Raw genomic sequence first — 10964 nt, 5'->3', positions numbered from 1 at the left:
TAAGACGTGGGAGAGTAGGTCGCCGCCAGGTCACTCAGGCTCAAGAGACGTCAAACCAAAGCATATACGCTGGCATCGTCACGACATCCATCATCCCATACTGAGACATCCGCGGGGTGGAGCAGCCCGGTAGCTCGTCAGGCTCATAACCTGAAGGCCGCAGGTTCAAATCCTGCCCCCGCAACCAAATCAGCAAAAAGCCCGCCGAGCTTACGCTCGGCGGGCTTTTTGCTGTGCATATTTTGTCCGATGGGCGCGGGGCGTGACATCCGGCCGCTCCGCTTGTCTATGAGCCGAAGGGCACGCTTCGTTTGCCCGGTTCAGGACAAGGAACGCGATGCCATCCATGCTCGATTGCCTGATCGTCGGCGGTGGTCCTGCCGGGCTGACTGCCGCCATCTACTTGGCCCGCTATCGCCGCTCGGCCCTGGTGGTGGACGAGGCGAAGAGCCGCTGCGCCTGGATTCCGACCTCCCACAATCTCGCCGGCTTCACGGGAGGCATCCGCGGCACTGATCTGCTCGCCCGCATCCGCGCCCAGGCCGAAACCTATGGCGGCCACATCGAAACCGGGTCGGTGGCCGCGCTGGAGCGGGTGGCAGGCGGCTTCCGCGCCACGCTGGGAGACGGCAGGGAGGTAAACGCGACCGCCGTTCTGCTCGCGACCGGCGTCATCGACGGCCAGCCGCGGGTACATCATCTTTATGAGGCGATGCAGCGCGGCCAAATCCGGGTCTGTCCGATCTGCGACGGCTACGAAGTCATCGACAAGCGGATCGCCGTTCTCGGCCATGGCGCACAGGCCGTCGGAGAAGCGCGCTTCATTCGTACCTACAGTCCCGCGGTCACGCTGCTGACACTGGGCGAACCGATGACTTTGACGATGGAGGAGCGCACCGACCTCGATGCCGCTGGCATCGCGGTGATCGAGGAGCCGGTGACTGCAGTCGATGCCGGGGCGGACCAGAGCACCCGCCTGACCTTGGAAAGCGGTCAAATCCTTGAATTCGATACGCTCTACTCGGCGCTGGGCATAACCGCCCGGTCCGGTCTGGCCGAGCAGGTCGGTGCCGAGATGGATGCTGATGGGCGCCTGATCGTTGACCGGCACCAGCGCAGTTCGGTTCCCGGCTTCTATGCCGCCGGCGATGTCGTCTCAACTCTCAACCAGATCGCCGTCGCCATGGGAGAGGCGGCGATCGCCGCAACCGCCATCCACAACGATTTGCGGCACCGCGGTTGATCTGCAAAGAAATCCGCAAAGAAAAAGGAGCGGAGCCTTGCGGCACCACCCCCTTTCCGACGTCTCAGGGTACGTGGATCAGACGTCCAGGTTCGACACCTTCAGTGCGTTGTCCTGGATGAACTCGCGCCGCGGCTCGACGATGTCGCCCATCAGGGTGGAGAACACCTCTTCCGCCTGATCGGCGTGGCTGACGCGGACCTGGAGCAGCGAGCGCTTGGTCGGGTCCAGCGTGGTTTCCCACAGTTGGTCCGGATTCATCTCGCCCAGACCCTTGTAGCGCTGGATGGTGACGCCGCGACGGCCCAGTTCCATCACCGTGTCGAACAGGGCGACGGGACCGGTCAGCGCGCGGGTCTCCTTCTGCTTCTCGAAGGCCTTGCCGGCGGTGCCGAACACCCGCTTCAGGTCGGCGGCCAGCCCGTCCAGCCGCCGCGCCTCGCCGCTCTTCAGCAGGTCGACGTCGAACAGATGGCGGTGGGTGACGCCACGGCGGGCGCGGATGACCGCATAGCCGCCCTGGGGCAGGGCCTCGCCGCGCCAGCCGCCATCAACGTCCATCCTGTTCATCCGCTCGGCCACCGCCCTGGCCGCGGCTTCGGCGGCGACCTTGTCCTCGGCCAAGCTGGCGGAGAGTGTGCCGGCTACCGCCGCTTGCTCCACCACCATGGCGTTGCCGACCTTGCGCGACAGCGTGTCGATCGCCGGCCGGGCGGTGCGGGCCTGATCGACCAGACCGGACAGCTGCTCGCCGATCAGCAGGGTTCCATCGGACAGCTGGACCGACAGGTCCCCCAGCGCCGCTTCGACCAGATACTCCTCCAGCGCCCGGTCGTCCTTCAGGTACCGCTCCTTGGCGTTGCCGCGCTTGATGCGGTAGAGCGGCGGCTGGGCGATGTAGAGATAGCCGCGCTCGATCAGGTCAGGCATCTGCCGGAAGAAGAAGGTCAGCAGCAGGGTACGGATGTGGCTGCCGTCCACGTCCGCGTCGGTCATGATGATGATCTTGTGGTAGCGCGTCTTGTCGGCGTTGAACTCGTCGCGGCCGATGCCGGTGCCGAGCGCGGCGATCAGCGTACCGATCTCCGCCGAGCCCAGCATCTTGTCGAAGCGGGCGCGCTCCACGTTCAGGATCTTGCCGCGCAAGGGCAGGATGGCCTGGAACTGGCGCGAACGGCCCTGCTTGGCCGAGCCGCCGGCCGAGTCGCCCTCGACGATGAACAGTTCGGACGCCGCCGGGTCGCGTTCCTGGCAGTCGGCCAGCTTGCCGGGCAGCGAGGCCATGTCGAGCGCGCCTTTGCGGCGGGTCAGCTCGCGCGCCTTGCGGGCGGCCTCGCGGGCGGCGGCGGCTTCCACCACCTTCTGGACGACGCGCCGGGCGTCGGCCGGATGTTCCTCGAAATACTGGGCCAGCGCCTCGCCCACCACCGCCTCGACGACGGGACGAACCTCGCTTGAGACCAGCTTGTCCTTGGTCTGGCTGGAGAATTTCGGATCCGGAACCTTCACCGACAGGACGCAGGTCAGGCCTTCACGGGCGTCGTCGCCCGACAGGTTGACCTTCTCCTTCTTGGCGATGCCGGACTCGGTCGCATAGTTGTTGATGGCACGGGTCAGCGCCGCGCGGAAGCCGGCGAGGTGGGTGCCGCCGTCCTTCTGCGGGATGTTGTTGGTGAAGCACAGCGTCGTCTCGTGGTAGCTGTCGTTCCACTGCAGCGCGCATTCCACCGTCACCACGCCGCCATGCTCGGTCGGGCGCTCGTTCTTCAGCGTGATCGCCGGCTTGTGCAGCGGCGTCTTGGAGCGGTCGAGCCAGCTCACGAAGGCTTCCAGGCCGCCTTCGTAATGCAGGTCCTGCACCTTCGGCTCCACTCCGCGCGCGTCGGTCAGAACCAGACGGACGCCGGAGTTGAGGAAGGCCAACTCGCGCAGCCGGTGTTCCAGCGTGGCGTAATCGAACTCGATGTTGGTGAAGGTCTCGGCCGAGGGCATGAAGGTGACTTCCGTGCCCGACAGCTGCTTGCCCTTCTCCGGCACCATCGGCGCCTCGCCGACGTCGGCCAGCGGCGCCTCGGCGACGCCGTGGCGGAAACGCATGGTCCAGGTGCGGCCGCCGCGCCAGATGCGGAGATCCAGCGTTTCGGAGAGCGCGTTCACCACCGACACGCCGACGCCGTGCAGGCCGCCGGAGACCTTGTAGCTGTTCTGGTTGAACTTGCCGCCGGCATGCAGCTGGGTCATCACGACCTCGGCCGCCGAGACGCCTTCCTCCGAATGGATGTCGGTCGGAATGCCGCGGCCGTTGTCGCGCACCGTGACCGATCCGTCGGCGTTCAGCAGAACCTCGACCTTGTCGCAATAGCCGGCCAGCGCCTCGTCGATGGCGTTGTCGACCACCTCATACACCATGTGGTGCAGGCCGGACCCGTCGTCGGTGTCGCCGATGTACATGCCGGGGCGTTTGCGCACGGCATCGAGCCCGCGCAGAACGGTGATCGACTCCGCCCCGTAGTCCGCCTGCTGGGGCTCCGACTGCGGGAGGTCGTTCTTCAGTGCTTCCTGTGCCATGCGTCGACTATAACAGATTCGGTTGCGGATTCGGCGGTTTAGCGTGCGTGAACACGCCTTTTTTTTGGGTCACGGCCCAAATTTCCACCCCTATCCGGGGCGAATGTGGGCGTCTTCGATGCGGAACCGGCGGGCGTCGTCCCCAAGCGGGTCGAAAACCCCCTCGTCGGTGCCGGTCATCCAGGCCTGGGCGCCCAGAGCCAGGATTTCGCCGAACAGCGCGGCGCGCCGGTCGGGGTCGAGATGGGCTGCTACTTCGTCCAGCAGAAGGATCGGCGCCGCGCCGCGTTCGGCGGCCAGCAGCCGGGCGTTGGCCAGCACGATGGCGATCAGCAGCGCCTTCTGTTCGCCGGTGGAGCAGAAGGCGGCCGGCATGTCCTTGGGCGCATGGCGGACGGCGAGGTCGCTCTTGTGCGGTCCCACCGTGGCACCGCCGGCATCGGCATCGGCGCGGCGGCCGGAGCGCAAGCTGTCGCGCAGCGCGTCCTCGGCCGCCAGCGCCGGACCTTCGTCCAGCCAGCGTTCGACCGTACCGGCGACGGCGAGGTCGGCGCCGGGGAAGGGACCGACCGAGCGGGCGCAGGCGGCGCGCAGCCGCTGCACCACCTCGCGCCGAGCCGCGGCGACGGCGATGCCGGTGGTCGCCATCTGGTCCTCCAGCGCGCCGAGCCAACCTTCGTCGAAGCGGCCGTCGCGCAGCAGCCGGGCACGTTCGCGCAGGGCATGCTCGTAGCGCGACAGCCGGCCGGCATGGGCGGGATCGAAGCCGAAGACCAGCCGGTCGAGGAAGCGGCGCCGTCCGCTCGACCCTTCGATGAACAGGCGGTCCATCTGCGGGGTCAGCCAGACCATGGCGACATGGTCGGCAAGTGCCGTCTGGCCCTTGGCCGGATGGCCGTCGATGCGCACCAGCCGGCGGTCGCGCTCCGAATTGCGGCTGCCGTCATGGGGTTCGCGGCCGGTGCCGATCTCCACCGGGCCCATCGGGGTGTCGAGCGTTGCCGCCACCGCCCAGCCGGCGCCGGGGGGCGAGCCCAGCCGTTCCACCTCGGCCAGCCGGGCGCCGCGCAGACCGCGGCCGGGGGCAAGGAAGCTGACGGCTTCAAGCAGATTGGTCTTGCCGGCGCCGTTCGGGCCGATCAGGGCGACGGGGCGGCGGTCGGGCTCCAGGCGTGCCGACTCGTAGCCACGGAAACGCGTCAGCGTCATCCGCCGCACGGCCAGGGCCGGCGTCAGGGGGGCGGCGGGCACCGAAGCGCCGCCGTTCATCGAAACTGCCGTGTGCTGCAACTGGTCCGTTCCGCCTGGGGCGGGGAGGATCCCCGCAGCCCCATCACACACGCATCGGCATCAGGACGTAGAGCGCGGTGGAGTCGGCGACGTCGCGGATGATGGTCGGCGACGCGGCGTCGGCCAGCGTGAACTGGGCGCCCTCGCCCTCGATCTGCTGCGTGATGTCCAGCAGATAGCGAGAGTTGAAGCCGATTTCCAGCGGGGACTCGGCGTAATTGACCTCCAGCTCCTCGGTGGCGCTGCCGGATTCGGGGCTGGTGGCGGACAGGGTGAGCGCGCCGCGTACCAGCGACAGCTTCACCGCCCGGCTCTTTTCGGTGGAGATGGTGGCGACACGGTCGACGGCGGCGGCGAACAGCTTGGCGTCCACCTCCATCACCTTGTCGTTGCCGACCGGGATCACCCGCTCATAGTCGGGGAAGGTGCCGTCGATCAGCTTGGAGGTGACGACGACGCTGTCGAAGCCGAAGCGGATCTTGTTATCGGACAGCGACAGCTCGATGCGGTCGGCGGCCTCGTCCACCAGCTTGCGGATTTCGGTGACGGTCTTGCGCGGAATGATGACGCCGGGGATGGCGTCCGCCCCATCCGGCAGCGGCATCTCGACCCGGGCCAGCCGGTGGCCGTCGGTGGCGACCGCGCGCAGCACCGGCGTCTCCAGGCTGCCCATCTTGCTCTTGGCGGCGTGCAGGTAGATGCCGTTCAGGTAATAGCGCGTCTCCTCGGTGGAGATCGCGAAGCGGGTGCGATCGATCAGCCCGCGCAGGTCGGCGGCGGCGACCGAGAAATTGTGCTTCAGCTCGCCGCTGGACAGCTGCGGGAAATCCTCCACCGGCAGGCAGGACAGCTTGAACTGCGACCGGCCGGACCGCAGCGTCAGGATCGTGCCGTCGCCGCCGATGTCCAGTTCCACCTGGCTGCCGTCGGGCAGCTTGCGGACGATGTCGAACAGGGTGTGAGCCGGGGCCGTGGTGCCGCCGGGACGCCCGACCGTCGCCGGGACGGTTTCGACGATCTCCAGGTCCATGTCGGTGGCGGCCAGCGACAGTTCGCCGTCGCCCGCGCGCAGGAGGACGTTGGACAGGATCGGAATGGTGTTCCGCCGCTCGACCACACTCTGCACGTGACCCAGGGAACGGAGAAGGGCGGCGCGTTCGATGGTGATGTTCATGCTGGCGTCGTCTCGGCCGGAGGGAGAACTTTTTGCGGACCCACCGGGGTTGCGGACCGTTGTCCGGCCGTCCCGCCCCGAGCGGGCGCGCATCATACCACATCGATGGTTGCGTCGAACCAAATTGTTGCGGCTAAGGCCTTCGGCTGGAGAGTGGTCGCAGCGGGTGCCCCCTCCCCAACCCTCCCCCACTTCGTGGGAGAGGGGGCCAAGTGCGAAGGCAGCGGAGTTCCCTCTCCCGCGTAAGCGGGGGAGGGTTGGGGAGGGGGCATCCGCGCGACCGCTTCGCCTCACTCCCCCCGCCGTCTCCCCTCATGCAGCCGCAGAATGTCAACGAAATCCGCGCTCTGCCAGTTCCTCGACCGGCTCAGCTCGCTGCGCACGCTGCAGACGAAGGCGTCGATCACCGCCCATTCGTCGTCGGCGATCTCGCCCACCGCTTCCAGATAGCTGTGCACCACCCGGTGCAGGCCCTGGCTGACCGGGCTGATCCAGCCGTCCACCGTCTCGCCCATCGCCGCCATCAGCCGGCGGATGCGCAGCAGGTGGGCCATGCGGTGGGCCGGCTTCTCATGCGGTTCGGCCTTCATGGCCTGGAGGAAGGCGAGGCGCCCGGTCTCCACCGCATAGAGGCGCAGCGACTTCAACTCCGGGTTGGCATAGCCGGCATTGCCGAGAGTGCGGCCCCAGCGCCACACCAGTTCCAGCAGCCAGACGATGTCCTCATGGTCGGGCACGGGAGCGTGGCGGGCGGTCATCGCCGCCTGCAGCCGGGCGGCCAGCGCCGGCATCACCGTGCCGGTCAGGTCGCGGCTGACCGCCGCCAGCTCCGCCCGCAGCGCGGGTCCCGTGGAGCGGCTGGCGAGAAAGCCGGTGCCGGACAGCGCCGTCAGCGCACGGTCGAACCGTTCCACCGCCTCGCCCAGCAGGGCCCGGGTCGGGGCGGGAGCCGAGAGGACTCCGCCGTCCTGGATTTCCATGTCGCCCAACATGCCGTCCACCACCTCGCGGATGGTGGTGCAGGCGGCGTGGAAATGGCAGAGCAGGGCGCGCAGCAGCGGGTGCGACTCGCGCACCGCCGGGCCGCCATGCTCGCGCACATGGCGCAGGAACACGTCGTAGCGCCGCTTGACGTTCAGCCCATAGAGCGGGGCGAACCAGGCCAGCACCTGCGACTGGTCGCGGAAGGGCAGGCCGAGATCGCGCACCCGGCGGACGAAGCCGACCATCAGCGCCGACTGGCAATCCACCTCGGCCGACCGCGGGTCGCCGGTGCCCTGCATTTCCTCGATATCGCGGCGCATCCGCTCGGTCAGCGGCACCAGAACCTCGTTGTGCTCCAGCAGGGCGCGGACGAAGCCCAGCAGGTCGCCGTCGATCGGCGCCTTGCGGCCGAGATACTGGGTGCGCAACCCGGCGTCGTGCAGAGCCTCGTCGTTCGCCATCGCCAGGAAGCGGTCGGTCAGCTTGCGGTCGCCGGACATGGCGTAGAGGAAGTCGAGCGCCTCCCGGCGCATCAGTTCGCGCATCACCATCGCGTCGGGGCTGGCCAGCACGGCGTCCAGCATCGACTCGCGCGCCATGGCGTCCAGCCGGCTCTGCACCTCCGCCGCGAGACCGGGAAAGGCGTAGCGGGCCAGCGCCGCCCAGATGCCGCCCATGTCGACCCGCTGGATCAGCGCCGGCACCGACTCCGGCGAGCGGTACAGGATGGGATCGTCGACCAGAAAGGGTTCGAACAGGCTGGTGAACAGCCGGCGCGCCTTCATCGGCCGCAGGCGGTTGAAATGCTCGACCAGCGCGTCGCGCAGATGCCGCGCCCGCTCGCCGTTCGGGCTGGCCGCCCCCTCCACCGCGTCGAGCACGGAGCGGATGGCGTGCATCGGGATGCGGGAGACGACCTCGTCCATCTGGCGGCGGAAGGCGCTGGAGTCGATGGCATCCACGCCCGCCGCGGGGGTGGCGGAGGGGAGGGAGGTCGTGACCGTCGGCGTGCTGTTCATGCGCCCAACACCTCGCGGGATAGTCGTCGCCCGGACGCTTATGATCCCGCGAGATTATTAAATAAGTTTTGCCTTTTCCATGTGTGTCTTTGGCTAAATCTTACGATTGCCGGTATATGCCAATCATTTGCTTTGTAACCTTAGCTTTACCTTTCCCCGGATTTCCGGTCACAGCCCGGTCGCCAACTGCGCCTCCAGTCCGGCGCGATAGTCGGGGTAGGCCAGCGTGACGCCGAGCTGGCGCTTGATGCGGTCGTTTTTCACTCGGCGGCAATCGGCGTAGAAGCTGGCGGCCATCGGCGACATCTCCGCCTGATCGAAGGGAACCAGCGGCGGCGGCTCCACCCCCAGCAGGCGGCAGGCATACTCCACCACCTCGTGCGAGGGGCTCGGCAGGTCGTCGGCCACATTGTAGACCGCGCCCAGCGTCGGCCGCGTCATCGAGGCGCGCAGCGTCCTGGCGATGTCCTCGACATGGATGCGGCAGAAGACCTGACCCGGCTTGTCGACCCGCCGGGCGGTGCCGTCGCGCACCGAATCGATGGCGCTGCGGCCGGGCCCGTAGATACCGGCTAGACGGAACAGATGCATCGGCACGCCATACTGGCGGTACAGGTTCAGCCAGCCGCGTTCCGCCTCCACCCGCCGCTTCTGGCGTTCGCCAGTCGGCTTCAGCCACGCTGCTTCGCTCACCCACTCGCCGCCGGTGTCGCCGTAGACGCCGGTGGTGGACAGGTATCCGGCCCAGTCCAGCGTGCGCAGGTCGGCCAGATCGCGGGCATGCTGGTCCAGCACCGGGTCGCCCTTGGCATCCGGCGGGATGCTGACCAGCAGATGGGTGGTGCCGGCCAGCGCCGCCTTGGCATCGGCCAGCGGCCGGCCGCGGTCGAACAGGAAGGCCTCTATCCCCTGGGCCTCCAGCTCCGCCTTCTTCTCCTCGCTGCGGCAGGTGGCGGCGATGCGCCATCCATCGGCGCGCAGCGCGTCGGCGAAGACGCGGGCGCTGTAGCCGGGGCCGAAGACGAACAGGCGGGGATCGGTCATTGCGGGCGGTTCCGGTTGGGGCAGGGGAATCCGTAACGCCGGGGCGTGGCTTGTGGGCTCGGCTTGCGGGCTTGCGCCCTGCCCGGCGATGGCGGAGTGTAAAGGCACCATGACCCGACGCAATCCTTACCTTTCCGGCGCGCTGGCCCTCGGGCTGTTCGCAGCCCTGCCGGCGGCGCATGCCGCATCCGGTCCCTCGTCCGCCCTGGACCGCAACCGCGAGCTTCAGGCCTGCGCCGCCAAGGCGGAGGCGAACCCCGACGGTGCCAAGGCCGACGCCAAACGCTGGCAGGAGCAGGGCGGCGGCGACCACGCCAAGCTCTGCGAAGCGCTGGCGCTGTTCCACGCCGGCGATTTCAAGGCGGCCGGCACCCAGATTGAGGCGCTGGTGCCGACGCTGGGCAAGGACGATCCCAGGGCCGCCGCCTCGCTGCTCGGCCGGGCGGGCTGGGCGTGGCTGCGTGGCGGCGACCAGGGGCGGGCGGAACAGCTCTACAGCAAGGCACTCGACAAGACGCCGGGCGACGTGGATCTGCTGATCGACCGCGCCTTCGCCCGTGCCGAGGGCGAACGCTTCTGGGACGCCATCGCCGATCTGGACGCGGCGCTGTCGCGCGACCCGCGGCGGGCCGACGCCTATCTCTATCGCGCCACCGCCCACAAGGCGCTGTCCAACTACCGGCAGGCGCTGTCCGACATCGACCATGCGCTGGAGTTGAAGCCCGGCGATCCGGAGGCGATCCTGCTGCGCGGCAACGTCAAGGCGCTGGGCGGAAACCTGGGGGCCGCGCGCGACGACTGGGCGCTGGCCCGCCGCGTCGCCCCCGACAGCGAATGGGGCCGCGCCGCCGCCGACAACCTCGCCCGCACGGCGGAGGTCGCGGGGACTGCGGGTAAGGATAAGGCGAAGGAGCCGCCGAAGAAGGTGCAGTGAGGGGAGGTGTCGGCTGACGATGCCCCCTCCCTAACCCTCCCCCTCCTCGGCGGACCGAAGGTCCGCCCGATCGAGGGAGAGGGGACTGCCGCAGCTCGCAAACTCCACCCTCTACCGCGAAGCGGGGGAGGGAGGGACCCGCGGCGAAGCCGTGGGAGGGAGGGGGCACCCCCAACGAAAAAGCCCCGCCGCGGCAACCGCGGGCGGGGCTTTTTCCTTACCTGAACGGACCCGAACGGCTTACAGCGCCGAGTCGACCCACTGGAACAGCGCACCCTTGGGCAGGGCGCCGATCTTGGTGGCGGCGACGCTGCCGTCCTTGAACAGCATCAGCGTCGGGATGCCGCGCACGCCGTACTTGCCAGGGGTGCCCGGGTTCTCGTCGATGTTCAGCTTGGCGACCGTGACCTTGCCCTCATAGTCGCGGGCCAGCTCGTCGAGCGCCGGGGCGATCATCTTGCAGGGGCCGCACCATTCCGCCCAGAAATCGACCAGGACCGGGCCGGTGGCCTTCAGGACGTCCTGCTCGAAGCTGTCGTCGGTAACCTTGATGGTGGTGCTCATGTGACCTCTAGCCTGGATTCGGAAGCGCCGCGGACCGGTTGTGGAAGGCCGGCGGCCATCGCCCCGTCAGTGGAATTGAGCAAAATGTAGGGCGGAGGCGCCCGGCCGGTCAAGTCACCCCATCTTTCGGGGGACCCGCCGGCC

General features: G+C 68.5%; 8 protein-coding genes and 1 tRNA gene. 3 read left to right on the top strand and 6 right to left on the bottom strand.

Annotated features, from left to right (window positions below; all coding sequences use genetic code 11):
* Nucleotides 1-110 precede the first annotated feature (110 nt).
* Both FZ983_RS28665 and FZ983_RS28660 read left to right on the top strand, forming a co-directional pair.
* Nucleotides 111-187 (top strand) — tRNA-Met (locus tag FZ983_RS28665).
* Nucleotides 188-337: 150 nt separating this feature from the next.
* Nucleotides 338-1243: an NAD(P)/FAD-dependent oxidoreductase gene (locus FZ983_RS28660; RefSeq protein ID WP_149227816.1), complete on the top strand. Its 906-nt coding sequence runs from the start codon at nt 338-340 to the stop codon at nt 1241-1243.
* Nucleotides 1244-1321: 78 nt separating this feature from the next.
* On the opposite strand, the gene gyrB is transcribed toward FZ983_RS28660, so the two are convergent.
* From gyrB to FZ983_RS28635, 5 genes are all read right to left on the bottom strand, one after another.
* Nucleotides 1322-3811 carry a DNA topoisomerase (ATP-hydrolyzing) subunit B gene (gyrB, locus tag FZ983_RS28655; RefSeq protein ID WP_149227814.1) on the bottom strand — a complete coding sequence of 830 codons (2490 nt, stop codon included), beginning with the start codon at nt 3809-3811 and terminating at the stop codon, nt 1322-1324.
* Nucleotides 3812-3901: 90 nt separating this feature from the next.
* Complete coding sequence (recF, locus tag FZ983_RS28650) at nt 3902-5080, bottom strand: DNA replication/repair protein RecF (protein WP_149227840.1); 1179 nt, start codon at nt 5078-5080, stop codon at nt 3902-3904.
* A gap of 64 nt (nt 5081-5144) precedes the next feature.
* Nucleotides 5145-6275, bottom strand: coding sequence for a DNA polymerase III subunit beta (gene dnaN, locus FZ983_RS28645; RefSeq protein ID WP_014249284.1), 1131 nt, complete (start codon nt 6273-6275; stop codon nt 5145-5147).
* Nucleotides 6276-6565: 290 nt separating this feature from the next.
* Nucleotides 6566-8278 (bottom strand): hypothetical protein, encoded by a 1713-nt coding sequence (locus tag FZ983_RS28640; protein WP_149227812.1) that lies wholly within the window; start codon nt 8276-8278, stop codon nt 6566-6568.
* A 168-nt stretch (nt 8279-8446) separates the two neighbouring features.
* A complete protein-coding gene (locus FZ983_RS28635) occupies nt 8447-9322 on the bottom strand; it encodes an SDR family oxidoreductase (RefSeq protein ID WP_149227809.1) in 876 nt (291 codons plus the stop codon).
* Between the two features lie 109 nt (nt 9323-9431).
* On the opposite strand from FZ983_RS28635, the gene FZ983_RS28630 reads away from it, so the two are divergent.
* On the top strand, nt 9432-10256 hold the full coding sequence (locus tag FZ983_RS28630) for a tetratricopeptide repeat protein (protein ID WP_149227807.1): 825 nt from the start codon (nt 9432-9434) through the stop codon (nt 10254-10256).
* 240 nt (nt 10257-10496) lie between these two features.
* On the opposite strand, the gene trxA is transcribed toward FZ983_RS28630, so the two are convergent.
* The gene (gene trxA / locus FZ983_RS28625; protein ID WP_149227805.1) at nt 10497-10820 is read right to left on the bottom strand and encodes a thioredoxin TrxA; all 324 of its coding nucleotides are present in this window, start codon (nt 10818-10820) and stop codon (nt 10497-10499) included.
* Between the last annotated feature and the right edge of the window lie 144 nt (nt 10821-10964).

The sequence above is a fragment of the Azospirillum sp. B21 genome (assembly GCF_008364825.1).
GTDB lineage: Bacteria > Pseudomonadota > Alphaproteobacteria > Azospirillales > Azospirillaceae > Azospirillum.
The sequence above is the reverse complement of the archived record's forward strand: the minus strand, read 5'-3'. Positions and strand labels throughout refer to the sequence as shown.

Excerpts from the sequence above, each read along its gene's own strand:
- recF (WP_149227840.1), bottom strand. The coding sequence starts at position 5,080 with ATGAACGGCGGCGCTTCGGTGCCCGCCGCCCCCCTGACGCCGGCCCTG.
- dnaN (WP_014249284.1), bottom strand. The coding sequence starts at position 6,275 with ATGAACATCACCATCGAACGCGCCGCCCTTCTCCGTTCCCTGGGTCAC.
- FZ983_RS28640 (WP_149227812.1), bottom strand. The coding sequence starts at position 8,278 with ATGAACAGCACGCCGACGGTCACGACCTCCCTCCCCTCCGCCACCCCC.
- FZ983_RS28635 (WP_149227809.1), bottom strand. The coding sequence starts at position 9,322 with ATGACCGATCCCCGCCTGTTCGTCTTCGGCCCCGGCTACAGCGCCCGC.
- gyrB (WP_149227814.1), bottom strand. The coding sequence starts at position 3,811 with ATGGCACAGGAAGCACTGAAGAACGACCTCCCGCAGTCGGAGCCCCAG.
- FZ983_RS28630 (WP_149227807.1), top strand. The coding sequence starts at position 9,432 with ATGACCCGACGCAATCCTTACCTTTCCGGCGCGCTGGCCCTCGGGCTG.
- trxA (WP_149227805.1), bottom strand. The coding sequence starts at position 10,820 with ATGAGCACCACCATCAAGGTTACCGACGACAGCTTCGAGCAGGACGTC.
- FZ983_RS28660 (WP_149227816.1), top strand. The coding sequence starts at position 338 with ATGCCATCCATGCTCGATTGCCTGATCGTCGGCGGTGGTCCTGCCGGG.